The sequence below is a fragment of the Streptomyces sp. NRRL S-1813 genome (assembly GCF_000719605.1).
GTDB lineage: Bacteria > Actinomycetota > Actinomycetes > Streptomycetales > Streptomycetaceae > Streptomyces > Streptomyces decoyicus.
Map to the genome: position 1 here is coordinate 23,479 of NZ_JOHB01000019.1, position 21,755 is coordinate 45,233.

Sequence of the window (21,755 nt, forward strand, 5' to 3'; positions counted from 1 at the left end):
GTCAGTATGCGGGGCGGCGGTCCAGGCGCCAGCGCGGGCGGTTGCCCAGGCGGTCCAGCACGACCTTGGGCGGCAGCGGCAGGTCGTGGAAGGGGGACTCGTTGGAGTCCATCTGGTAGCCGGCCGTGTTCGGGTAGACGAGCAGGTCGCCGGCCCGCGGGCGGGCGGGGAGGGGGACCTTGCGCCAGGTGACCATGTCCGACTCCAGGCACGAGGCTCCGCCCACACACGCGGGGTGCGGCTCGCCGCCGGCCGGCCGGCCGGTGGGGGTCACCAGCTGCGGGTCGGGGAGGTATTCGCTGTTGAACCACTGCTCGGACAGGCTCAGGCTGGTGCCGTCGACGGTGAGAATCTGGTATCCGTCACGTTCCTTGATGCCCTGGACGCTGAAGACCGTGGCGCCCGCTCCGTCCAGCAGCGCGCGGCCGGGCTCCATCATCAGCAGCGTCCCGGTCTCCTTGAGGAGTTCGGCCAGGCTGGTCCGCCCGCCCTCGGGGACGGCGGCCAGGATGGTGCGCAGTGCGCCGGCTCCGGCGACGGGGGAGTGGTAGGGGTAGAAGTCGCCTGTCTGGAATGTCTTCTTCGCGTGGTAGTGCTCTGGCTTCTGCGCAGCGAGGAAGGTGTGCCAGTGGTCGGCGGGGCTGTAGTCGACGGCGAAGCCGCCGCCGATGCTGATCCGGTCGGCCTGAAGCCCCAGCACCCGGGCCTTCAGACACAGGTCGACGAGTTCGCCGGCGAGGTCGGCGCGCGGCTGGGTGGCATAGCCGGACAGATGGAAGCTGAAGCCCTCCATCCGTACCGCCTCCCCGGCCCGCACGCACCGGTCCAGCGCGGTCTCGATCTCGGCGGCGTCCATGCCGAAGCGGCTGTGCGGCTGGGCGGGCGGCAGCCGGCGCAGCAGCAGCCGGGCCGGGCGCCCCGTACCGGTCAGCGCGAGGGTGACCAGCAGGTCCAGTTCGTCGAGCGCGTCCACGGCGATCAGGCAGCCCTGGAGGAGGGCCAGCCGCAGCAGCTCGTCGCTCTTGGCCGGTCCGGTGACGACGATGTTCTCGCCGCGCACCCCGTGGCCGAGGGCCTCGCGCAGCTCCCCGACGCCGGCCACGTCGACGCCTGCCTGGTGGGCGGCGCAGCGCTCCATCCACACGGCCGCCTTGTTGGCCTTCTTCGCGTAGTACACCCGCCCCTCGGCCCCGGCGTCGCTCAGTGCGCTGCGGAAGGCGGCGAGGTTGGCGTCGAAGCGGTGCGGGAGCAGGAAGTGGAAGGGACCCCCGAAGGCGTAGGACAGCTCGTGCAGCAGACCGCTGTCCAGCACCCGGTCGGTGTCCGGGTCGGTGTGGGCGGGCAGGGTCGGCACCGGCGCGGTGGAGAGGCCGTTCACTGCCACACCGGCACCTGCACTCCCAGGCCCTGGTCGAGGGCGAGTTGGGCGAAGCGGTGCCCCAGCGCGATGTCGGTGACGACGAGTCCGCTGTTGTAGGCGAAGATGCGTTCCTGATCCGAGCGGCGGCCCGCAGTGATACCGGCGACGACGGGCGGGAACTCGGTGTCGACGGCCGGGAATTCACCGTTGTCGTCGGCCATGTCGGTGCCGGTGACCTTCATCTGCGCCTCGCTGGTCGCCACGATCCGGTCGGCGCGGTGCAGGGTGGAGGGCGCCAGCCCGTGACCCACGAGGATGGACAGCGCGCCGGGCTTGAGCCAGCCGGCCTCGACGGCTGCCGGGGTGTGCGCGCCGGCGGTGGCGACGACGATGTCGGCGTCGGCCGCCGCGGCCCGCAGATCGGTCACGAGCTCCACGTCGTGGTCCGGGAAGTGCGCGCGCAACTCCTCGCGTACGGCGTCGATGCCCTCGGGGTGGGTGCCGAAGAGCATCAGACGGTCCAGCTCCGGCAGGGTCGTCAGCAGGAACGGCAGGGCCAGCCGGCCTTGGGTGCCGGTGCCGATGACCAGGGCGCTGCGGGCGCCGGGCCGGGCGCACTCCCGGGCCAGGAGGGCGGAGACGGCGGGGGTGCGCAGCGAGCCGATGCGGCCGCAGTCCATCATCGCGACGGGCAGGCCGGTGATGTCGTCGTAGAGGGTGAGCGCGGTGTAGTAGTGCTGGTCGTCGCGGCCCTTGTCGAGTCCGTGCTTGTAGGAGGTCTTGATGGCGACGACATTGCGGGAACCGTCCCGGCCGAGCATCGCGTAGGAGACCGAGTGCCCGTCGTCGGGCTTGACGGTGAGTTTGCGGGGGTTGTCCGACTGGCCCGCTTGCAGCGTGCGGTAGGCGCCTTCGACGGTCGCGACGACGTCGGCCAGGGATATGTCGATCCCGGCGAGGTCCGTAGTCGACAGGATGCGCAGGTTCTTGTCGTCGGCGGGTATGGAGTGGGCTTCGCTGGCCACGGTGGTCTCGGTCATGTCCGTCCTTGGTGGGGCGTGGGGGCGGTCAGGCGGCGTGGGCTTCGATGGCGGCTTGACCGTAACCGTGCTCGTCCTGCTCGGCCACGGGGCGTGTCCGGCGCGCGGGGACACGGACGGAGGCGCGCTTGAGCCAGCGGTCGGTGCCGTCGTAGCGGGCCTGGAAGGCGACGCGGCCGTGCACGACGAGGTCGTTGTCGACGACCAGGACCTCACCGGGGCTCAGGCTCACGGCGCCCGAGACGCGGGCGAGTTCGGCCGACAGGTGCTCGTACGCGGCCCGGTGGGCGGGGGTCGCGTCGTCGAGCGGGGTGTAGGCCGGGTCGAAGCGGAGGGTGAGGCCGTCCACGGTGTGGAAGAGCGTGGGCACGCCGGCCGGCTTCCCGCCGTCGAAGCTCTGGGCCTCGGTGTAGGCGTCGTCCGGGAGGATCGGCAGCCGCGGGCGGGTCAGCAGCGCGATGTCCGCCTCGGAGAGCCGGACGTTGCGGATGCTGGCGGCGGTGGTGGCGATGTGGTCGTGGTTGCGCATGCAGCCGAGCATCAGCAGGTGGGCGCGCCCTGGGTGGAAGGCGTCCTCGGTGTGCGGGCTGAGCAGGACGGTGCTGCTGGCGCCGGTCTGTTCGTTCTCGTGCCCGGGGGCGGGGACGATGTTGTGCACGAATCGGCCGTCCTGCTGGCCTTCCCAGGCGATCGGGTTGCCCATGACGGTGGCGAGCAGCAGCAGGACGATGTCGTAGAGGGCGGCGCTGGCGCCGGCCGTGGCCCAGCTCGAAGGGGTGGGGCCTATCTCGGTGTCGTCGACCTCCAGCCCGCGCAGGACGAACAGGCCCGCGTCGGTGTCGACGGGGCGCAGCTCGTGGCGGGTGGACTCGCTCAGTTCGGCGGCGAATTCGGCGACGCGGGCGAGGAGTTCGGGGGAGGTGGCAGAGGTGCCGAATTCGGCGAGGATCTTCTCGGCGACCTGGCGCAATTCACCGACGCCGGTGGCGTCGAGCTGACGGACGGGTGCGGCTCCCGTGGTCATGTCGAGGTGGTCCGTTCCGTTGCGGGTGGGGACTGCGGGCCGGCTGACGGCGTGCGGATGTGGCGCAGCACTCGACAGCCCGGAAAAGCAGGGCGACTTGACGGTGGCCGCCCGGCCCGGAGTCCAGCGGACGCTGACGAAACTACCGAGGAGCATCAGGTAAGGCAAACCTAACTAAAGATTGGGTGCTCTGCGGTGTTTTGCTCAACTCGCTCCGGATAAAGCCCTGTTGACGCCAGTCAATCGATGTTTTCGGCGCCGCGCGCCCTTGCGGGAACGGCTGTCATTAGGGTAGGCAAACCTAAGCAAACGACCCTGAGTGGAACGAGGCAACGTGAACTGGAACAGGCGTCAGGTGCTCTGGGCCGGCGGGGGTATGGGTGCGGCGGCGTTGCTCGCCGCATGTGGAGGCGGCAACGACGCGGCGTCCTCCGGCTCCGGTGGCAAACCGAGAAAGGGCGGCACTCTCCGCATCGGCGCGCTCGGCCGGTCCTCGGCCATCGTCCGCGATCCGCACGGTGTCCAGGGCAACGAGAGCGACTACCTCGTCATCGCCCTCGTCCACGACACCCTCACCGCACCGGGCCTCAAGGACAACACCGTCGGCCGCCTCGCCTCCTCGTGGAAGCCGTCGAAGGACCTCAAGACCTGGCGTTTCACCCTCGCCGCGGGCGCGACCTTCCACGACGGGACGCCGGTCACCGCCGACGACGTGGTGTGGTCGCTGCGCCGCCTGCGCAACACCCCCGCCGGCGCGGCCCGACTGCCCGGCATCAAGCCGGACCACATCACGGCCGACGGCAAGGACACCGTCGCCCTCGTCTCCGACTACGCCAACGCCGAACTCCCCTCGATCACCCGCCTGTCGACGTTCATCGTCAAGAAGAACACCTCCGGCAAGGACATGGCCAAGGCCCCCGGAGCCGGTCCCTTCAAGCTCGACTGGTACCGGGGCGGCAACGCCCGCCTGTTGCGCAACGAGCACTGGCACGGCGGCCAGGTCTACCTCGACGCCATCGAGGTGGCCATGTTCGAGAGCCCGCAGGCGATGGCGAACGCCATGATGTCCGGTCAGATCGACGTGGCCTCCAACGCCGGTGCCGTCGCCGCCCGTACCGCCGACGCACGCAAGGACATCCAGATCATCCGGCGCCCCAACGACATGGCGATGCCGGTCGTGATGCGCACCTCCGGCGGCCCGTTCGCCGACCCCAAGGCCCGCGAGGCGATGAAGCTCATCGTGGACCGCGAGGCGATGGTCAAGCAGGTCCTGTCCGGATACGGCACGGTCGCCAACGACATCCTGGGCACCGCCGACCCCGACTACGCCAAGAGCATCCCGCAGCGCCACCGCGACCTGACCAAGGCCAAGAAGCTGCTCAAGGAAGCCAAGTTCGACCTCTCCCGGACCTACGAGCTGGTCACCACCGAGGACGTCCCCGGACTCGCGGAGTCCGCCACGCTGTTCGCCTCCCAGGCCCGCGAGGCCGGCGTCAAAATCAAGGTCGTCAAGCAGGAATCCGGCACCTTCTACCAGAAGACCTGGCTCAAGGGCGACTTCTACACCAACTACTGGGGCACCAACGACTCCCTGGTCTTCTTCGCCTCCAAGACCATGACCACCGGATCGGGCGAGAACGAAGCCGACTGGTCCGACAAGGACTTCGACGCCGCCTATCACAAGGCCATCGCCGCGGCCCGGCCCGCGGCACGCACGGCCGCGCTGCGCGCACTCCAGCAGATCGAACACGACGCCTCCGGCTACCTGCTGTGGGGCATGGCCGACGGCATCGACCTGGCCGCCCCCAAGGTCCACGGCCTGCCCAAGCTCCCCGGCTACGGACGAGTCCAGCTCGAAAACGTCTGGCTGGCCACGTGACCGACACGACCACGCGCCCGGCCGAAGCCGTCACCCGGCCCGTGGCGGCCTCGGCCGCGCGCCGCGCCGGCGTCCTCGGCCTGCGGGCCACCGCCCTCGTGGGCAAACGCCTCATGATGCTGCTGGTGCTGCTCGCCGTGGTGTTCGCCGCGATCGAGCTGCTGCCCGGCGACGCGGCCTCGGCCACCTCCGAACGCGGCGAGGGCGCCGCGGGCGTCGCCGCCCGCCGGCATCTGCTCGGTCTGGACCGGCCGGTGTGGGAACGCTTCTGGGACTGGATCACCGCCCTGCCCACCGGCGACCTCGGCACCTCGGCCCGCGGCGAGCGCGTCACCGACCTGCTCGCCGACCCCCTGCCCAACACCGTCCTGCTGGGCGGCACGGCATTCGTCCTGACCGCTCTCGGCGCGCTCGCCCTCGGGCTGTGGGCCGCCGCCCGCCCCCGGGGCACCGTGGACCGCATCGTGGACCTCACCTCCACCGCCGCCTTCGCACTGCCCGAATTCGTGGTCTCCATCGGCCTGTTGCTGGCCCTGTCCCTGTGGACGGGCTGGCTGCCGGCCGCCACGGTCACCAGCGCCGACGGCTCTCCCGCGAGCTGGACCATGCTGGTGATGCCGGTGCTGGCCCTGACCATCCCGCAGACCGGCTGGAACACCCGGATCGTGCGGGCCGCGCTCGCCGACCAGGCCGCGACACCACACGTGGAGGCCGCCCACCTCGATGGCCTGCCCACCCGGCGGGTCCTGCTGCGCCACGCCCTGCCCGGCGCCTGGCCCGCCATCGCCACCGGAGTGGCCACCGCCACCGGCCCCCTGCTCGGCGGCACGGTCGTGGTGGAGACCCTCTTCAACTACCCCGGCATCGGGGCCGTGCTGGCCGGTGCCGTCGCCGACCGCGACACCCCCGTCATCGCCGGCGTCGTCGCCTGCGCGGCCGCGCTGATCACCGTCATCCTCCTCCTCGCCGACCTTGTCCGCGCCCGCACCCTGGGAGCCCGCCCATGACCGTCACCGCGGTCCGCCACCCGGCGGCGCCCGCCCGCCGCAGCCGGCCACGGATCCTCGCCCCGATGGCGCCCGCCGCCCTGCTGGTCCTGGTGGCGGTGACGGGCCCGCTGCTTGCCGCCCACCCCCTCGACAAACCCGTCACCGAGCCCTACGCCGAAGCCGGCGGTGCAGCCCTCCTGGGCGGTGACCAGCTCGGCCGCGACGTCCTCAGCCGGCTGCTGCACGGCGGCAGCGCGCTGATCGGCAACGCCCTGATCGTGGCCGTCACCATCACGCTGGTGGCCACGCTGCTGGGCTGCTTCGCCGTCCTCAGCCCCCGCCTGGGACGACTCGTCGAACGCATCGCGGACACCGCGATCCTGCTGCCGCCCGTACTGGGCATCATGCTGCTCGCCCTCGCCTGGCCCGGCGGGGGCCGCCTCGCCATCACCGTGGTGGCGATCTTCCTGGGCATCCCCTACGCCGTCCGCATCGTCGCCAGCGCAGCCGCTCCGCTCGCCACCACGGGATTCATCGAAGCGGCCACCGCGAGCGGCGAACGCATCGGGCAGCTGGCCCTGCGGGAAATCCTGCCCAATCTCCGCGCCACCGTCCTGGCCCTGTTCGGCCTGCGCTTCGTCGACGCCGTCTATGTCATCTCCATGGCCGGCTTCCTCCAGCTCGGCCCGCAACCCCCCGAAGCCGACTGGGCACTGATGATCCGTGAGAACGGGCCCGGCATCCTCCTCAATCCCTGGGCCGTCGTCGCCCCCGGACTCGCCATCGGCCTGCTCGCCATCAGCGTCAACCTCGCCGCCAACGCGCTGGCACCCGCCACCGCCCGAAGGGCCGCCCTGCGATGACCACCACCGGGCGTTCCGCGCCCACACCCCAGGACACCTCCCCGGCCATGACCGACTCCCCGCCGCCCGTGACGGTGACCGACCTCGCCATCGGGCTCCCCGACGGCCCGGCCCTGCTCCGGAACACCGGCCTCAGCCTGCGAACCGGCCGGGTCACCGCGCTCACCGGCCCTTCGGGCTCGGGAAAGACCACTCTCCTCCGTGCCCTCATCGGAGACCTCCCCTCAGGGGCCCAGGTCACCTCCGGCTCCGTCGAGGTTCTCGGCCAGGACGTATTCACCCTCGCGCCCGACGCCCTGCGCGCCCTGCGCCGCCACCGCATCGCCTACGTCGGACAGGACCCCGGCTCCGCACTCAACCCCCGGATGACCGCCGGACAGCTGATCGCCGAAGTCGCCACCGACCCCGCGCCCCAAGCCGTCGCGGCCCTGATGACCGAGTGCCGGCTGCCCGCCGGACTCGCCCACCACCGCCCCGGCGCCCTGTCCGGCGGGCAGCAACGCCGGCTCGCGCTGGCCCGCGCCCTGGCCCGGCACCCCGATGTGCTGCTGCTGGACGAACCCACGGCCGGCCTCGACGCGGCCCTGCGCGACGAGATCGTCGCCCTGCTGCGCAGGCTCGCCACCGACCGTGGCATCGCCGTCATCCTGGCCTGCCACGATCCGCAGGTCGTCGCGGCCTGCGCGGACGCCGTCATCACCCTCCGCGCTCCCGTCACGGCCCCCACGGCCCCCGGGGCCCCGGTCCGCAAGCCCGGCCGCTCCCGCACCCCCGGGCCACCGGCCGCCCCGGACGACGGCCTGCGCGCCGCACGTCTGGACGTCGCCTTCACCCACCGGGGCCATACGTACCAGGCCCTGAAGGAGGCCGACTTCCACGCCCCGCCCGGCTCGGCCACCGGCCTCATAGGTCCCTCCGGATCCGGCAAGACCACACTGCTGCGGACCCTGGCCGGCCTCCAGAAACCCGATGCCGGCACCCTCACCTGGAACGGCCGGCCGCTGCCCGCCACCGCCCGCAAACGCAACCGTGACCAGCAACGGCGCATCCAGCTCGTCCCGCAGAACCCCCTGGGCGCCCTCAACCCCGCCCGCACCATCGGCGCGTCCCTCACCCGCCCCCTGCAACTCCACCGCACCGTCAGCAGGTCCGAGATGCCGGCCCGCGTCGGCGAACTCCTGGACGACGTAGGCCTCCCCGCCGGCTTCGCCCGGCGCTACCCCCATGAGCTGTCCGGCGGCCAGCGCCAACGGGCCTCCATCGCCCGCGCCCTGGCCACCGAACCCGACCTGCTGCTCTGCGACGAAGTCACCTCGGCGCTCGACCCGACGACGGCCATCGCGGTCATGGAACTCCTCACCCGCCTGCGTGCCGAACGTGGGCTGACCCTCGTCCTCGTCAGCCACGAAATCGACCTCGTCACCGCCTGCACCGACAGCCTCCACATGCTCCGCGAAGGACGCGTACACCTGGCGGGCGAGGGCGAGGGCGAGGGCGAGGGCGAGGGCGAGGGCGAGGGCGAGGGCGAGGGCGAGGGCGAGGGTGAGAACCAGGGCATTGCCGCGCAGCGGGCGTGACGCTGCCGCACGCCCCGGGCCCGCCGCCCGTCAGTGCAGGTCAGGCCAGTGCAGGCAGGTCGCGGATCATGTCCGCCGCCTTCTCCGCGATCATGATCGTGGGGGCGTTGGTGTTGCCCCGCACCACGGTGGGCATCACCGAGGCATCCACCACCCGCAGGCCGTTCACCCCGTGCACCCTGAGCCGGGAGTCGACCACCGGGCCGATCGAGCAGGTGCCCGCCGGGTGGTACAGGGTCTGGAGCTCACGACGGGCGAACTCCAGCAGCCCGGCATCGTCCGTGGAGCGGGGAACGCGGTGGTCGCCGCGGCGGTGCTTGCGCAGACTGGGCCGGTCGGCGATGTCCAGCAGCATCCTCAGTGCCCGCACCATCGTCGCGCGGTCGTCCTCCGTGGCCAGATAGTTGTGCAGGATGTGCGGTGCGGCACTGGGGATCGCCGACCGCAGCGAGACCTTGCCCCGGCTGGTGGGGGCGAGCAGGACCGCGCCGAACATGAAGGCGTGGTCGGTGACGGGGCTGATGCCCTCCTCGTGGAACATCACCGGGGCGGCGTGTACCTGGATGTCCGGCGCGTCCAGCCCCTCGCGGGTCCGGTGGAAGCCGCCGACCTCGCCGACGTTGGACGTGAGCGGGCCGCGGGCCTCGGTCTCCAGCAGGCGGACATTGTCCGGCGTCTCGGCGGTCAACAGGGTGGCGGTGTCGGTCAGATAGGACAGACCGACATGCGGGTGGTCCTGAAGGTTCCCGCCCACCGGGAGGTCCACCAGAGGCGTGATACCGCAGCCCGTCAGTTCCTCGGCCACGCCGATACCGGAAAGCATCAGCAGCTGCGGGGAGTTGTACGCACCGGCCGACAGCACCACCTCCCGCTCGGCACGCCGTTGCAGCAGCTCCCCGCCCTGCTCCAGCTCGACGCCCATGGCGCGGTCGCCGTCGAACAGGATGCGGGTGCACTGCGCGCCGGTGAGCACTTCGAGGTTCGGCCGGGTCAGCGCCGGCCGCAGATAGGCGACGGCCGTGCTACAGCGCAGGCCGTCGCGCTGGGTGAGGTGGTAGTAGCCGACGCCGTCCTGTTCCGGGCCGTTGAAGTCGGCGGTGAAGGGGTGGCCGGCCTCCTGGGCGGCCGCCACCCAAGCAGCCATCAGCGGATGCCGGGAGCGGCCTTCGCTGACGGTCAGCGGCCCGCCGGCGGCGTGCCACGGAGGCAGCTCGCCCTGGAAGTCCTCGGCGCGCAGGAAGTAGGGGAGAACGTCGTCCCAGCCCCACCGTTCGGCGCCGGCCGCGGCCCAGGCGTCGTAGTCGCGCCGGTTTCCGCGGATGTAGATCATCGCGTTCATCGACGACGAACCGCCGAGCATCCGGCCCCGGGGCAGAAAGCGCCGCCGGCCGTCGAGGCCCGGTTCGCATGCGCTGAGGTAGCTCCAGTCGTACTTCGTCTGGAACAGCTTGCTGAAGGCGGCCGGAACGTGGATTTCCTGGGCATCGTCCACCGGCCCGGCCTCGATGAGCAGAACCCGGGTGTTCTCGTCCTCACTGAGCCGGGCGGCCAGCACGCACCCCGCCGACCCGGCACCCACGATGATGTAGTCGTACACGTACACCCGTCCCTCTCAACCGGCCCGTTTCCCGACCCTGTTCACCCAACCTTCAGGGACAGGCCGCACCACACCGGGAAACAAGCCATTGTCACCGGGCGCCGGACTGCCGGGATCACGCGCGGGAGCGCGCGCCGCCGACGAGGACGAAGGCGCCGCACTCACCGTGATTCTTCGCAAACCAACACTGTCCGTTTTTGTCTGTGGTTTCGTGATACCTTCCTCCCGCTTCTTATGCTGCCGTTACATTCCTGGGCGGACCGCGGATGCGCCGTCGCCCTTCCCGGAAGGACCCCCGGTGACATCCCGTTCCCGCAGTCGGTTACGTGCTGTTGGAACAGACTGCCGTGCCCGGGCCCACGCCGAGAACGGCCAGGTGGCCTCGGCGGCCCCCGGCGTCCAGGCCCTGAAGACCGCGCGGCACGCCGTCAGTGCCGGCCGCGCCCACGCTGACGGCACGACCGATAACGCCAAGGTCTTCGGGCGCGGTCCCCGGGAACGGCCACCCGAGCGCCGGCGCTGACGGCGCCGACGACACCCCGGCCCTGCCGGTGAAGCTCCGCGTCAGGACCTGACGCGGCCACATCGATGTCACTTCTTCCATAGACAGGCTCATGAAACGAATAACCTGGGGGCGCGCCGCCGCCATCGGCGTCTGCGCCTCGATCGTTCCCGCCGTGCCGGCCGTCGCCGCTCACCCCTCGGCTCCGGCCGACGGGGGTGCGATCACGTACCACGGTGCCTACCGGTCGCTGCCGGGCGACCGGCCGTCGTCGGACTCCACCGCCGCCGCGGCGACTCCCGCACCGGACGACACGGCGAAGCCTTCCCAGGGCGTGACGCCGGAGGAGATACGCAAGGCCCAGGAGGCCGAGCGCTACTGGACACCCGAGCGCATCCGTGCCGCCGTCCCCGTGGACGCGGTGCGGGACGCCGGGAAGCTCCCGGACGGGCAGCGTCGCGCCGGTGCGGCGGCGGGCAACCGGTCGTCGGCCCAGCCGAGCCATCCGGCGAACGCCGGAGTCGCCACGGTCGGGGTGTTCCTGATCCGCAACGACGACGGATCGCCCACCCCCAACCAGTTCTGCACCGCCAGTGCCGTGACCTCGTCGACCAAGAGCCTGGTCCTCACCGCGGCGCACTGCCTGAAGAGCGACAGGCCTCCCCGCAATGTCGCGTTCGTGCCCGGCTACCGCACCGGCGCCTCACAGGCCGGTGAGTCCGGGGAGACCCCGTACGGCATCTTCCCGATGGAGCAGGGCAAGGTCTGGATCGACAGCCGGTACCTGGCCAAGACCCCCAGCGACGATGTGGACTTCGCCTTCCTGCGCGTCGGTCCCAACTCCCAGGGGCAGCTGCTGGAGGACGCCGTCGGCCGCGGCAACAGCCTCACCTCCGTCCCCGCTACCCAGCTGGCCCGCCGTGATGTCACGGTCATCGGCTACCCCGGCGGTCAGAAGACGCCGTTGCAGTGCACGAACGACACCAAGGCCTTCCAGGGCCGGTTCATGGAAATCACGTGTGCCGGCTACCGTTCCGGCGTCAGCGGCGGTCCGTTCCTGGAGAGCTTCGACGGCAGCCGCGGCAACCTCGTCGGCGCCATCGGCGGCTACAAGACCGGCGGAGTCAGCGACGACGTCTCGTACACCTCGCAGTTCGACAACGACGTCTTCCGTCTCTACCACCAGGCGGTCGACGACGCGGCGCCGGACACCGTCAACCCGCTGGGAAGCGCGTCCACTTGGCAGCACGCCACGGGCCTGACCACCGGCCGGTTCCACACCGACTCGGTGCGCATCGGCACCGGTGACCTGATCGTGCGCTGGTCCGACGGAGAGGTCTCGCTCTACCCCGGCAACCGCCGGTACGGCTTCGCCAAGGACATCCAGCTCGCCAAGAAGGACGGGCCCTGGAAGCAGGCGAAGGCCGTCACCGCGGGCGAATTCACCGGCAACACCACCGACGACCTCCTCGTCCGCTGGGCCAACGGCACGCTGACCCTCTACAAGGACGTCAACGAGACCAACAAGCTCACCCAAGCGGTCCAGCTCAAGGGACCCAACGACACCTGGACGCATGCCTCCGGCCTCACCGCCGGCCGCTTCGGCGGCGGCAACACCCGGCGCGACGACCTGGTGGTGCGCTGGTCCGACGGCGAGGTGACCCTCTACACCAACGTCGACGGCAAGGGCCTGCATGCGGAGAAGCGGCTCGAAAAGCGCAACACGACGTGGCCGCACGCCCGCGACATCGCCGCCGGCAACTTCGCCACCGAGTCCGGCGACCAGGACCTGTTCGTCGCGTGGTCCGACGGTGAAGTCACCGTCTACGAGAACACCGGGGCCAAAGGCCTCACCGCCGCCGCGGAACGCCGGCTCCGGCCCGCGAAGTCCGCGTGGCGCAACACCAGCCTTGTCGTCTCCGGTGCCTTCGGCGGCGGTACCCGCCAGGACGATCTGATCGCCCGCTGGCCCGGCGGACAGCTCGTCATGTACGGCGACACCACGACCAAGTCGCTGGGCCGTGAAAACGTCCTCGTTCCCCCGCAGATCAGCTGAACCACCACGTCTCGCGCCAAGAATGCCTTCCGGTTCTGCCCACAGAACCGGAAGGCATTTCGCTTTCCCCGCGGGTCTCGGCTGTCGCCGCCGGTCCTCTCGTGCCGTCGTCGTCCGCCGGCTCGCATCATTTGGCTCCGTTGAAGATGCACAGGTCACGAGGGCGACGAGACTTGGTGTATGGCAGAACAATCCCGAACGCGGGTTCGGTCGTCCTCGGCTGCCCGGAAAGACAAGAAGAAGCCGACGAACGATCCCGGTGCGGTGGCTCGCCGGGCCGCTGAAATGTTGCAGAGCCTGATCAGCCACCGGGTGGAAGGTGTCACGGCGGTACGGCGCACCGACGACGGCTGGTGTGTCGCGGTGGACGTGCTGGAGCTGGCGCGGATTCCGGACACCACGAGCCTTCTCGCGACCTACGAGGTGAAGCTCGACGAAGACGGCGAGCTGCTCGAGTACTACCGGACCCACCGCTACCGACGTGGTGCGGCCGACCAGTGAACGCACCGCGCTGACCAGCTGAAAGGGCACCCCAGATGGCCACCACGACTTATTCAGGCATGTCCGGCGAGGTCATTCCCTGCCCGCCGAGAGCCGGAACGCTCTACGACGTGATGGAACTCATCCTGGACCGGGGGATGGTCATCGATGTGTTCATACGGGTGTCCCTGGTCGGGATCGAGATCCTCAAGATCGATGCCCGCATCGTGGTGGCCAGCGTCGATACGTATCTGCGTTTTGCGGAGGCGTGCAATCGACTGGATCTGGAGCGCGATTCGGGCAGCGTGACCGTCCCCGAGCTCTTCAGCGGCCAGGCCGCCAAGAGCATCGGAAAGCGCAAGGCGGAAAAGGCGGCCTCGTCAATTGGCGACACCGTCCGCTCGGTGGTAGGTGGGGGCGACGACTCGGATGACGATTCCGAGGAGGAGGAAGCGCAGCCGAAGAAGAAGCGGCGCAGCAACTCCGCCCGGTCCGGAGCCGCTTCCCGCCGGCGGCAGTCAGAGGAGGAGTGACCAGTGACGGACGACGGCATCTACGTCTACGGCATCGTCCGGGCCGAGCACCCGCTGCCCTCGCACCCGGGCGGAGTGGGGGAGCCCCCGGGGGCCGTGGAGCGCCTCGTCGAGGGGCGCGTCGCCGCAGTCGTGAGCCAGGCGCCGCCGAAGCTGCGCGCCCGTCGCCGCGACCTCATGGCGCACCAGGAACTGCTGCTGGCCCTGGCCGAACACGGGCCGGTGCTGCCCATGCGTTTCGGCATGGTCGCGCCGGACGAAGCAGTGGTCCGCCGACAGCTTTCGGACGCCGAGGAGCGTCATCTGGCCGCCCTGGCGGACCTCGCGGGCCGGGTCGAGATCAACGTCAAGGCGATGCCGGCCGACGACTCGCTCGCCGCGCTGGTCACAGGCGACGCCACCATCCGCGGGCTGCGGGAAGCGGTGCGCCGGCAACCGAGCTACGAGGCGAACATGCGTCTCGGCGAGGCGGTGGCCACCGCGCTGTCGCGCCGGGCCGCCGAAGCGGGTCACGACATCGTGCGAGCGCTGACGTCCCGGGCGCACGCGGTCTCCGCCGGGCCGGAGGTTTCCGGGTGCCAGGTCAATATGTCCTTCCTGGTGGACCGGAGCGACAGCGCCGACTTCGTCGCGGAGGCGGAGCGTCTCGCCGGGCACCACCGCGATCGCGTCGCACTGCGGGTGGTGGGCCCGCTGCCCTGCTACAGCTTCCTCGAACCACGCGCGCTCGCGGGCCGGGCCGGAGGCTGAGATGGGGCTGATCAGCGGTGTGCTCACCCTGCCGCTCGCCCCCGTGCGGGGCGTGGTCTGGGTGGCCGACCAACTCGCCCAGGCGGCCGACCGTGAGCTGCACGACCCGTCCGTGATCCGCGCCCGGCTCGCCGCTCTGAACCATGAATTCGAGTCCGGGCACCTCAGCAAAGAGGCCTTCGAATACGAAGAGGAGCAGCTGCTCGACCTGCTGTACGAGAGCTGACCGGCCGCCGGGGAGAGGTGTCACGCCCTGGGCGACCGACGAGCGGGAGCCCGGCCGGCAGCCGCCCTGGCCGGCGGTCACCTGCCGCACGCGACCACGACGAAGAGGAAGGAGGGACCACGTGACCGACATCGATGAGCGATGGGGCGCTCCTCCTGCCAACGGCCCGACCACCTCGAACCTCGCCGACATCCTCGAACGCGTCCTCGACAAGGGGATCGTCATCGCCGGTGACATCAAGATCGACCTTCTCGACATCGAGCTCCTCACCATCCGGCTGCGCCTGTTCGTCTCGTCCGTGGAGACGGCCAGGAAGGCCGGTATCGACTGGTGGGAGACCGACCCCGCGCTCAGTTCCAAGGCGGCGCGGAACGAGCTGCGGGAGGAGAACCGCCGGTTGCGCGAGCGTGTGGACGCACTGGAGTCCGGCGACGGTGACGGCGACGGCTCGCCCGCTCACCGGTCGAAGGACACGGAAGGGGCGGGGACATGACGGCGGAGCGGCTTGATACCCCCACGAACGCCACCGCGACCTACGTCTTTGCCGTCTGCCGGCAGCTCGATCCGGGGGCCCTCACCGGACTCGCCGGCCTGGCGGACGGTTTCCCCGTGCGCGGTCTGCGGTTCGGGTCCCTCACGGCTGTCGTCCAGCACGTACCCGCTGCCGCGTTCACCGAGGACGCATGGCAGCAGCGGCTGTCGGACCGGGAAGAACTGGAGCACTGTGCCCGCGCCCACCACGACGTGGTGACCGCGGCCGCCGCCTGCGGGGCCACGGCGCCGCTGGCGCTGGCCACGCTCTACCGGGGCGACGAGCGGGCGCGGCAGGCCCTGGCGGCGGATGCCGACCGGTTCGCCGCAGTGCTGGCACGCATCGAAGGCCATGCCGAATGGGGGGTGAAGGTCTATCTGCCCGCGGCAGCTCCCGGGCCCGCCGCGGCCGCACCCCCCGGACCTCACGTGAGCGGCGGCGGGGCGGCAGGCGGAGCGGGCCGCGCCTACCTGGAACGGAAGCGGGGGCTGCACCAGGCACAAGAGCAGCACCATGACCGCGCGCTGCGGACCGCCGAGGACATCGACACCGCCCTGAGCCGCCTGGCCACCGCGACCCGCCGGCTGCGCCCGCACGGTCCGGAGCTCACGGGGGAGAAGCACCGCCTGCAGATCCTCAACGCCACCTACCTGGTGTCATCCGTGCGCGTCAGGAGACTGCTGGAGGCGGTGGCGGGCCTGCGACACCGCACCGGAGCGGACGTCGAGGTGTCCGGCCCCTGGGTCCCGTACTCCTTCGTCGGGGAGGTGTGAGCCGTGTCCGCTCCGCATCCCGTCCCCTGGGAGACCCCGGGCCCGCTCACCGGGCCCATCGGTGTCCCGTTGGTGGACCTTCTCGACCGCGTGCTGTCCACGGGGGTCGTCATCAGCGGGGACCTGGTCATCGCCATCGCCGATGTGCCTCTGGTGCGGCTCTCCTTGCACGCACTGCTGTCGTCGGTCAGCGAACGGGTGCCCGCGCCGTGGTCGGACTCGGGCCCGCTATGACGGAACGTACCGGTGCGCGTGAGGGCAGACTCGACATCGACCGTGAACAGATGGGCCGCGACCTGGTCTCGTTGGTACTCACCGTGGTGGAGCTCCTGCGGCAGTTGATGGAACGGCAGGCGATCCGCCGGGTGGAACAGGGAGACCTGAGCGACGCGCAGGTGGAACAGATCGGGGAGACCCTGATGCACCTCGAAGAGCGGATGACCGAGCTGTGCGATCAGCACGGCCTGCGCCTCGAAGACCTCAACCTCGATCTCGGGCCTCTGGGGTCCCTCCTGCCGCGGAACTGAGGGTCCTCAGCCGGCGGCCCTGGCCTCGGGGTCCGGTACGCCGCCGGCCGGGCTCCTGCCGGGGTCGCGCTTGCCCTTGGCCCAGGCGACCAGGACGAACGTCACGCTGATCAGGAGCGCCCAGGCTCCGATCTTCTCCACGGCGACGGGCTGCCAGCCGTGCAGCTGATCGGGGTAGCGCCAGGCGCCGAGGTATGTGGCGATGTTCTCCGCCAGCCACAGGAAGAAGCCGATCAGGGTGAAGCCGAGCGCAAGGGGCATGCGGTGGCGGGTGTGCCCGACGGTGAACGCCACCTGGGTCCCGGCCGTGGCCGCGAGCAGCGAGACGGCGAGGGGCCAGCGCAGGTCCGGGAGCCAGTGATGGCTGAAGAAGTTCACGTAGATCCCCACCGCCACCACCGAGGTGGCTCCGGCGCGGTAGCGCACCAGCTCCAGGTCCATCACATGCCAGGCGCGGCAGACGTAGCTGCCCACCGCGGCATACAGGAACCCGCCGTACAGGGGCACGCCGGCGAACTTCAGCACGGCCGGCTCCGGATAGCTCCAGGACCCGAGGGCGACCTTCACCACCTCGAAGGCCAGCCCGATCACATGGCACACCGCGATGACCGCGAGGTCGCGCCCGCTCTCCCAGCGGCAGGCCAGGAACACCGCCGTCAGCAGCACCCCGTAGGCGACCAGCAGGTCATACCGGGCGATCGGCAGCTGCGGCAGCGCCTGGGACACGGCCACGCCCGACAGCAGCGCGATGGCGAAGGCACAGCAGCGCGTCTCCAGCCAGGCGAAGAGGAGCGCCTTCCGCAGGAGGGAACCAACAGTCGACATATCTATGCCGACGCAGCGGGCCCGCGCAACGGTTGCCCCGACTCCGACTCCGACTCCGACTCCGACTCCGACTCCGGCTCCGACTCCGGCTCCGATCCCGATCCCGATCCCGACTCCGACTCCGACCCGGGTCCCTGCCCCAGCCCCCTTCCGTCTTCCGCACATCCGCCGGCCACGCGGCGGAGCGGCCGGCCGTCAGCCGAGACGGGCGACCGCCCGCCAGCCGGTGGCGAGCACCAGCACCGTCCCGGGGCGCAGCCGCTCCAGCGCGGGGGCGAGGTGCGGGGGAGTGACGGCGCGCGCGGTACCAGGCCGCGCCGGTCCGCCACGACGGCCGGACCGGTGAAGCGGTCCAGGGGCACCTCGTCCAGGGTGGGCCAGCGGTCGTCCACGTGGAAGGGGGCATCGACATGGGTGCCGGACTGTGAGCCGAGATGCAGCCGCTGCACGTTGATTGCCGTCGTCGGTGACGCGCAGCGCGGTGTCGATCTCGACCTCGGGGTCGCCGGGATAGACGGGCATACCGGTCATGAGAGGGACGGACAGGTCGACCCAGGTCGGCGAGGTGGTGGTCATGGGGAGCGCTCCGGGAGTCGGGTCAGGCTTCGGTGGGCGCGAGCCCGGCCGCGGGGGCATCGGTGCCCGGACCGGTGATCGGCGGGGCCGGGGTGTCGACCGTGCGGACGAGCCGGGCGTCTTGTGGGCCGTAGGCCGCACGGGGTTCGAGGAAGAGCGCCAGCAGCGACAGGAACGCCCCGACGATCCGGCCGTGCACACCGAGGTGTGCCGAGGAGGCGACGGCGTTGTTGGTGCCGTTGACCGGCCCGAAGACGGTCATGGGGCAGAGGATCAGCGCTCCGGCGACCAGGCCGAGCAGGGTGGCGGCGAGCCCCTGCCAGAAGGAGAGTCCGAAGAGGATCGGGAAGGCGCCGAGAACGCAGGTGGAGAAGGTGTTGGCGCCGCCGAAGGCCACCCGGAACAGATCCAGGGGCATCGCGGTGCGGTCGGCGTCCGGGATCCTGTCGACGCCGTACGGCTCGACTTCGGTGAGGGAGGGCGGGGCTTGCTGGGTCACGCGGACTCCTGCGGGCTTACGGGGGACAAGGGCTTGCTCGGGTGGCCGGCGACCCGATGACCAGCAGTGTCCGGGGGCGCGGGGCACGCGGCAACGCGTCGGAGAACGAGAATGCGGGGTTGCCCCTTGAGCGATCGAACAAGAGGAGTGGGCGATTGCCACAAGCCTGTATTGCCACCAGCCGGTGAGGAGCCTGCATGCGTGTGACCGTCGGCGACCTGGTGCGGATTCCGCATCTGCGTCTGGATCTCTTCGCCGGCGGGGGAGGGCTCGACCGACCGGTCTCCTGGGCGCACGCCTCCGATCTCGACAGCGTTCGTGACTGGCTGGCCGGCGGCGAACTGCTCATCCGCAACGGCCGCACCCTGCCACCGCTGGGCGCGGACCAGGCAAAACTGCTGCGGAACCTGACGGACGTCGGTGCCAGCGGCCTGGTCGTCGGGGAGGACCCGCAGACGCCCGCCCTGTGCGACGAGCTGGCCGCCGCGGCCGAGGACTGCGGCATTCCCCTCCTGGTGGCCCCGTACTCGGTGGGCTTCGCCGCCATCTCACGGGCGGTCGCCGACGCCGATTCCCGGGACGATGCCGCACGGGCCGGCCAGGTCGAGCGCGTCTACGCCGCCGTCCGCGACGCTCTGGGAGGCGTGCCCGCGGAGCCATCGGTGGCCCGGCTGAGCCGCGAACTGGGCTGCCGGCTGGCTTTTGGACGCGGCCTCGGCCCACCCCGTGGACCCCTCGGCGCCCGAAACCACCGCCCGAGCTGCGCGCGGCGGTCCGGGCGGCGGTCAGGGCCTGTGAGGGAAAGATCCCCGGCGTCCTCCGTCTGCCGTCGTCGGACAGCGGCACCTCGCTCGCGGTGGAAGTCCCCGCCGAGGAGCCGACCCTCCTGGTGGTCGAGGGCCTCCGCAGCGCCTCGTCCGACACCTCGCTCCTGCACCACCTGGCCACCGTCGCCGCCGTGGAAGTGGCCCGGCACGCGATGGCACTGGAACGCCAGCGCCGGGTCCAGGGCGAACTCCTCGCCCACCTGCTCGACGCGACTGGGGGCCGGCAACGCACTCGGCGTCCCCGACCGGCTTCCGACGGCGCACAAGGAGGCCATGTGGGCGCTGAACCTCGCCGCGATGCCGGAGGACCGGATGGCCCGGTACGGCGACGACTCCGCCCATACGGTCCTGCGGAGCATCGACGAGGCCCGCGTCGTGGTTGTGCTGGGAGCCCTGCTGGCCTACGACGCGGCCCACCGAACGGATCTGGTCGGCTCCTTGGACGTGTTCCTGCACTGCCGCCGCTCCTGGCAGCGTACGGCCGCTGCCCTGAACGTCCACAAGCAGACCGTGATGTACCGGATGCAGCGGGTCGAACAGCTCACGGGGCGCACCCTCGCCACGACCGGCGACCTCGCGGAACTCTGGCTCGCCCTTCAGGCCGGGGAACTCCTCGGCGGCCCTGCACGCACGGAGGGCCCTCGCTCCCACTTCCGTGGAGCCTTCCGTGGCGCGGGCATTTAGGCGCGGCGGATCCGGGCGGCCAGCATGTGGCCGATGCACAGGTAGACCACGGCGGGCAGTCCGTAGTTCAGCACGGTCCGCACCCATGCGGTGTCCATGGTGAACAGATCGTGCGACCACCCGGCCAGCCAACCGGCCACCGTGTGGACGAAGTTGACCAGATCGTTGGCGCGGTTTGCGTCGAGGAGAGCGAAGAGAATCCACAGACCGAGAATCAACGCAGTGAGGTCGGCGATGACGACGACGGCCTTCGCTGCTTCGTTGCTGCTGTAACGAGCGCGTCTGGACATGAACAACGCGTTACCGCTTTCCGCGCATTGAAACGCGCGACGGTCTCGATGGTGCGCTGAAGGCAGGCCTGGCGGTAATTGCCGCCCGGCGTGCAGGGGACGTTCTGGGCTGTCCTCAGCTGTCCTCAGCTGTCCTCAGCTGTCCTCAGCCGTTGTCGGCCATGGCGGCGATGTGGGCGCGGTAGGCGGCGATCTCGGCCTCGGTGAGCGCCAGACGGCCGGGGCCGGGCTGGTCGGCCGGAAGCTTGGTCGCCTGGACCGCGGCCTCGTACAGGGGGCCGGGCAGGTTCAGCAGCAGTTGTCCCTGCTCAGCGGTCTCGATCACCACCCAGGAGTCCGCGTTCTCGTCGTGAACATCCGTGACCCCGATGGTGCTGATAGCGGTCACGGTCAAAACAGGAGGGATATCGCTCATGCCACCTCCCTATCAGCCATCGCCCGCCACGGCGAATCGCTGGCGGCTACTTGCGAGTCCGTCCGGTACTCGGCCGCTGGGGTGTCGCTGCTGTTCCCCGGGCGTGACAGGGGCGAAGCCTGACAGGGACGAAGCGTGACAGGGACGAAGGGGCCCATGCGGGGACGGCGCCGAGAAGTGCCCGGACGGACCGAGTGGGTGCGGCAACAAGGCTGTTGCCGCACCCACTCGGTGCTGTCGACTCGGGAGTAGTGGAGAGCCGATTGCGCCGATGCCGGCCCTTGCCGTCAGGCGGGGCGGATCGGCCCTGGTGTCAGGCCCCGGTCCTAGCGCATGGCCCCGCCGCCGGTGTGCATTCCGCCGACCGGACGGTGGTGGTGCCTGTGGTGGCCGTGCTTGCAGTGGTGGTGCCTGTGGTGGCCGTACCAGTGGTGGTCGCGGTCGCGGTCACGGTCGCCCCTACGGTGATGGTCGTCGCCGTCGCCGTGTGCCGAGGTCGCGCTGACCGTGGCGCTGTCCTCGACCGTGGGCGCGGCGATCGCGGTGGGAGCCGTCACCGCGAAAACCGCGGTGATGACGGCTGAGGCGAACAGGGTGCGGGCAGTGCGCATGGGGCATGTTCCTTTCGGCCTACCGCGAAGGACGACACAGTGTCGGCCTCCTGAATCGCAGTAGTAGCGACATATGACCCGCACTCGGCTGTCTTGTCACGGCGCACCACTTGAGAAGGCCGCAAAGATCAGCTTTATGGGTGGTGTGAGGGGGAAGCCGACTCTTGGGACAGAGGGAGGAGAGGCGGGCGGAGTCCGGTCCGCCAGTTGTGCCGCGATGCGGTCTTCGCCGTCCGCCGCCGGTTGCCCACGGGCGGCTCGGCGGTGACCTCTCCTCCCTCATATTTGTATAGCGCATCGAATTCCGGATGAGTAATTGC

At 70.8% G+C, this 21,755-nt stretch carries 23 protein-coding genes and 1 pseudogene; 14 read left to right on the forward strand and 10 right to left on the reverse strand.

Annotation, left to right across the window (positions count from 1 at the left end; genetic code table 11):
* Position 1 precedes the first annotated feature (1 nt).
* Genes IF67_RS0124315 through IF67_RS0124325 form a run of 3 tightly spaced genes read right to left on the reverse strand, consistent with a single transcriptional unit; the run spans position 2 to position 3,580 of the window.
* Positions 2–1,384, reverse strand: a complete 1,383-nt coding sequence (locus IF67_RS0124315; protein WP_030989030.1) for an alanine racemase — start codon at positions 1,382–1,384, stop codon at positions 2–4.
* On the reverse strand, positions 1,375–2,400 hold the full coding sequence (locus IF67_RS0124320; RefSeq protein ID WP_078889600.1) for an ornithine cyclodeaminase: 1,026 nt from the start codon (positions 2,398–2,400) through the stop codon (positions 1,375–1,377). The genes IF67_RS0124315 and IF67_RS0124320 overlap by 10 nt, the downstream gene beginning before the upstream one ends.
* 28 nt (positions 2,401–2,428) lie before the next feature.
* On the reverse strand, positions 2,429–3,580 hold the full coding sequence (locus IF67_RS0124325; RefSeq protein WP_234341295.1) for a TauD/TfdA family dioxygenase: 1,152 nt from the start codon (positions 3,578–3,580) through the stop codon (positions 2,429–2,431).
* A 178-nt stretch (positions 3,581–3,758) separates the two neighbouring features.
* On the opposite strand from IF67_RS0124325, the gene IF67_RS0124330 reads away from it, so the two are divergent.
* The 4 genes from IF67_RS0124330 to IF67_RS0124345 all read left to right on the forward strand — a co-directional run bounded on the left by IF67_RS0124330 (position 3,759) and on the right by IF67_RS0124345 (position 8,732).
* Positions 3,759–5,303 (forward strand): ABC transporter substrate-binding protein, encoded by a 1,545-nt coding sequence (locus tag IF67_RS0124330; protein WP_030989035.1) that lies wholly within the window; start codon positions 3,759–3,761, stop codon positions 5,301–5,303.
* A 116-nt stretch (positions 5,304–5,419) separates the two neighbouring features.
* Positions 5,420–6,310 (forward strand): ABC transporter permease, encoded by an 891-nt coding sequence (locus tag IF67_RS0124335; RefSeq protein WP_037839796.1) that lies wholly within the window; start codon positions 5,420–5,422, stop codon positions 6,308–6,310.
* Entirely contained in the window at positions 6,307–7,155 is an 849-nt protein-coding gene (locus IF67_RS0124340) for an ABC transporter permease (RefSeq protein WP_030989038.1), read from the forward strand. The genes IF67_RS0124335 and IF67_RS0124340 overlap by 4 nt, the downstream gene beginning before the upstream one ends.
* Positions 7,152–8,732 (forward strand): ABC transporter ATP-binding protein, encoded by a 1,581-nt coding sequence (locus IF67_RS0124345; RefSeq protein WP_063754387.1) that lies wholly within the window; start codon positions 7,152–7,154, stop codon positions 8,730–8,732. The genes IF67_RS0124340 and IF67_RS0124345 overlap by 4 nt, the downstream gene beginning before the upstream one ends.
* 40 nt (positions 8,733–8,772) lie before the next feature.
* Here IF67_RS0124345 and IF67_RS0124350 read toward each other — a convergent pair whose 3' ends face one another.
* The gene (locus tag IF67_RS0124350; protein ID WP_030989042.1) at positions 8,773–10,329 is read right to left on the reverse strand and encodes a GMC family oxidoreductase; all 1,557 of its coding nucleotides are present in this window, start codon (positions 10,327–10,329) and stop codon (positions 8,773–8,775) included.
* A gap of 614 nt (positions 10,330–10,943) precedes the next feature.
* Here IF67_RS0124350 and IF67_RS40435 point away from each other — a divergent pair.
* From IF67_RS40435 to IF67_RS0124400, 9 genes are all read left to right on the forward strand, one after another.
* Positions 10,944–12,887, forward strand: a complete 1,944-nt coding sequence (locus IF67_RS40435) for a trypsin-like serine peptidase (protein WP_107050292.1) — start codon at positions 10,944–10,946, stop codon at positions 12,885–12,887.
* A gap of 180 nt (positions 12,888–13,067) precedes the next feature.
* Positions 13,068–13,388 (forward strand): gas vesicle protein, encoded by a 321-nt coding sequence (locus IF67_RS0124365; RefSeq protein ID WP_030989048.1) that lies wholly within the window; start codon positions 13,068–13,070, stop codon positions 13,386–13,388.
* 35 nt (positions 13,389–13,423) lie between these two features.
* Positions 13,424–13,900: a gas vesicle protein GvpJ gene (gene gvpJ / locus IF67_RS0124370; protein WP_030989050.1), complete on the forward strand. Its 477-nt coding sequence runs from the start codon at positions 13,424–13,426 to the stop codon at positions 13,898–13,900.
* 3 nt (positions 13,901–13,903) lie between these two features.
* Complete coding sequence (locus IF67_RS0124375; protein ID WP_030989052.1) at positions 13,904–14,650, forward strand: GvpL/GvpF family gas vesicle protein; 747 nt, start codon at positions 13,904–13,906, stop codon at positions 14,648–14,650.
* Between the two features lies 1 nt (position 14,651).
* Positions 14,652–14,876, forward strand: a complete 225-nt coding sequence (locus tag IF67_RS0124380) for a gas vesicle protein GvpG (protein WP_030077997.1) — start codon at positions 14,652–14,654, stop codon at positions 14,874–14,876.
* 121 nt (positions 14,877–14,997) lie between these two features.
* Complete coding sequence (locus IF67_RS0124385) at positions 14,998–15,369, forward strand: gas vesicle protein (protein ID WP_030989055.1); 372 nt, start codon at positions 14,998–15,000, stop codon at positions 15,367–15,369.
* Positions 15,366–16,181, forward strand: a complete 816-nt coding sequence (locus IF67_RS0124390; RefSeq protein WP_030989057.1) for a GvpL/GvpF family gas vesicle protein — start codon at positions 15,366–15,368, stop codon at positions 16,179–16,181. Before IF67_RS0124385 ends, IF67_RS0124390 begins: the two co-directional genes overlap by 4 nt.
* Before the next feature lie 3 nt (positions 16,182–16,184).
* Positions 16,185–16,415 (forward strand): gas vesicle protein, encoded by a 231-nt coding sequence (locus IF67_RS0124395; protein ID WP_030077989.1) that lies wholly within the window; start codon positions 16,185–16,187, stop codon positions 16,413–16,415.
* Complete coding sequence (locus tag IF67_RS0124400; protein ID WP_030989059.1) at positions 16,412–16,708, forward strand: gas vesicle protein K; 297 nt, start codon at positions 16,412–16,414, stop codon at positions 16,706–16,708. The genes IF67_RS0124395 and IF67_RS0124400 overlap by 4 nt, the downstream gene beginning before the upstream one ends.
* Positions 16,709–16,714: 6 nt before the next feature.
* Here the strand turns inward: IF67_RS0124400 and IF67_RS0124405 are convergent, their stop codons facing one another.
* The 3 genes and pseudogenes from IF67_RS0124405 to IF67_RS0124410 all read right to left on the reverse strand — a co-directional run.
* Complete coding sequence (locus IF67_RS0124405; protein ID WP_051818537.1) at positions 16,715–17,533, reverse strand: DUF817 domain-containing protein; 819 nt, start codon at positions 17,531–17,533, stop codon at positions 16,715–16,717.
* 2 nt (positions 17,534–17,535) lie between these two features.
* The gene (locus IF67_RS45180) at positions 17,536–17,982 is read right to left on the reverse strand and encodes a cyclase family protein (protein WP_234341296.1); all 447 of its coding nucleotides are present in this window, start codon (positions 17,980–17,982) and stop codon (positions 17,536–17,538) included.
* Positions 17,983–18,269: 287 nt separating this feature from the next.
* Positions 18,270–18,527: pseudogene (locus IF67_RS0124410) on the reverse strand (cytosine permease); the annotation flags it as partial.
* Between the two features lie 278 nt (positions 18,528–18,805).
* Between IF67_RS0124410 and IF67_RS0124415 the strand changes: the two are divergent.
* Positions 18,806–20,119 (forward strand): PucR family transcriptional regulator, encoded by a 1,314-nt coding sequence (locus IF67_RS0124415; protein WP_030989064.1) that lies wholly within the window; start codon positions 18,806–18,808, stop codon positions 20,117–20,119.
* Here IF67_RS0124415 and IF67_RS0124420 read toward each other — a convergent pair.
* The 3 genes from IF67_RS0124420 to IF67_RS0124430 all read right to left on the reverse strand — a co-directional run bounded on the left by IF67_RS0124420 (position 20,116) and on the right by IF67_RS0124430 (position 21,435).
* Positions 20,116–20,409: a hypothetical protein gene (locus IF67_RS0124420; RefSeq protein ID WP_030989066.1), complete on the reverse strand. Its 294-nt coding sequence runs from the start codon at positions 20,407–20,409 to the stop codon at positions 20,116–20,118. The two genes, IF67_RS0124415 and IF67_RS0124420, sit on opposite strands and share 4 nt — an antisense overlap.
* A 145-nt stretch (positions 20,410–20,554) precedes the next feature.
* Positions 20,555–20,824, reverse strand: a complete 270-nt coding sequence (locus IF67_RS0124425; RefSeq protein ID WP_158713157.1) for a hypothetical protein — start codon at positions 20,822–20,824, stop codon at positions 20,555–20,557.
* Positions 20,825–21,150: 326 nt separating this feature from the next.
* Positions 21,151–21,435: a hypothetical protein gene (locus IF67_RS0124430; RefSeq protein WP_030989070.1), complete on the reverse strand. Its 285-nt coding sequence runs from the start codon at positions 21,433–21,435 to the stop codon at positions 21,151–21,153.
* Positions 21,436–21,755: the final 320 nt, after the last annotated feature.

What these genes read in the sequence shown, in the direction of transcription:
- IF67_RS0124320 (WP_078889600.1), bottom strand. Translation starts at nt 2,400, where the DNA reads ATGACCGAGACCACCGTGGCCAGCGAAGCCCACTCCATACCCGCCGAC.
- IF67_RS0124325 (WP_234341295.1), bottom strand. Translation starts at nt 3,580, where the DNA reads ATGCTCCTCGGTAGTTTCGTCAGCGTCCGCTGGACTCCGGGCCGGGCG.
- IF67_RS0124335 (WP_037839796.1), top strand. Translation starts at nt 5,420, where the DNA reads ATGCTGCTGGTGCTGCTCGCCGTGGTGTTCGCCGCGATCGAGCTGCTG.
- IF67_RS0124340 (WP_030989038.1), top strand. Translation starts at nt 6,307, where the DNA reads ATGACCGTCACCGCGGTCCGCCACCCGGCGGCGCCCGCCCGCCGCAGC.
- IF67_RS0124345 (WP_063754387.1), top strand. Translation starts at nt 7,152, where the DNA reads ATGACCACCACCGGGCGTTCCGCGCCCACACCCCAGGACACCTCCCCG.
- IF67_RS40435 (WP_107050292.1), top strand. Translation starts at nt 10,944, where the DNA reads ATGAAACGAATAACCTGGGGGCGCGCCGCCGCCATCGGCGTCTGCGCC.
- IF67_RS0124365 (WP_030989048.1), top strand. Translation starts at nt 13,068, where the DNA reads ATGGCAGAACAATCCCGAACGCGGGTTCGGTCGTCCTCGGCTGCCCGG.
- gvpJ (WP_030989050.1), top strand. Translation starts at nt 13,424, where the DNA reads ATGGCCACCACGACTTATTCAGGCATGTCCGGCGAGGTCATTCCCTGC.
- IF67_RS0124380 (WP_030077997.1), top strand. Translation starts at nt 14,652, where the DNA reads ATGGGGCTGATCAGCGGTGTGCTCACCCTGCCGCTCGCCCCCGTGCGG.
- IF67_RS0124390 (WP_030989057.1), top strand. Translation starts at nt 15,366, where the DNA reads ATGACGGCGGAGCGGCTTGATACCCCCACGAACGCCACCGCGACCTAC.
- IF67_RS0124400 (WP_030989059.1), top strand. Translation starts at nt 16,412, where the DNA reads ATGACGGAACGTACCGGTGCGCGTGAGGGCAGACTCGACATCGACCGT.
- IF67_RS0124405 (WP_051818537.1), bottom strand. Translation starts at nt 17,533, where the DNA reads ATGTCGACTGTTGGTTCCCTCCTGCGGAAGGCGCTCCTCTTCGCCTGG.
- IF67_RS0124415 (WP_030989064.1), top strand. Translation starts at nt 18,806, where the DNA reads ATGCGTGTGACCGTCGGCGACCTGGTGCGGATTCCGCATCTGCGTCTG.
- IF67_RS0124420 (WP_030989066.1), bottom strand. Translation starts at nt 20,409, where the DNA reads ATGTCCAGACGCGCTCGTTACAGCAGCAACGAAGCAGCGAAGGCCGTC.
- IF67_RS0124425 (WP_158713157.1), bottom strand. Translation starts at nt 20,824, where the DNA reads ATGAGCGATATCCCTCCTGTTTTGACCGTGACCGCTATCAGCACCATC.
- IF67_RS0124430 (WP_030989070.1), bottom strand. Translation starts at nt 21,435, where the DNA reads ATGCGCACTGCCCGCACCCTGTTCGCCTCAGCCGTCATCACCGCGGTT.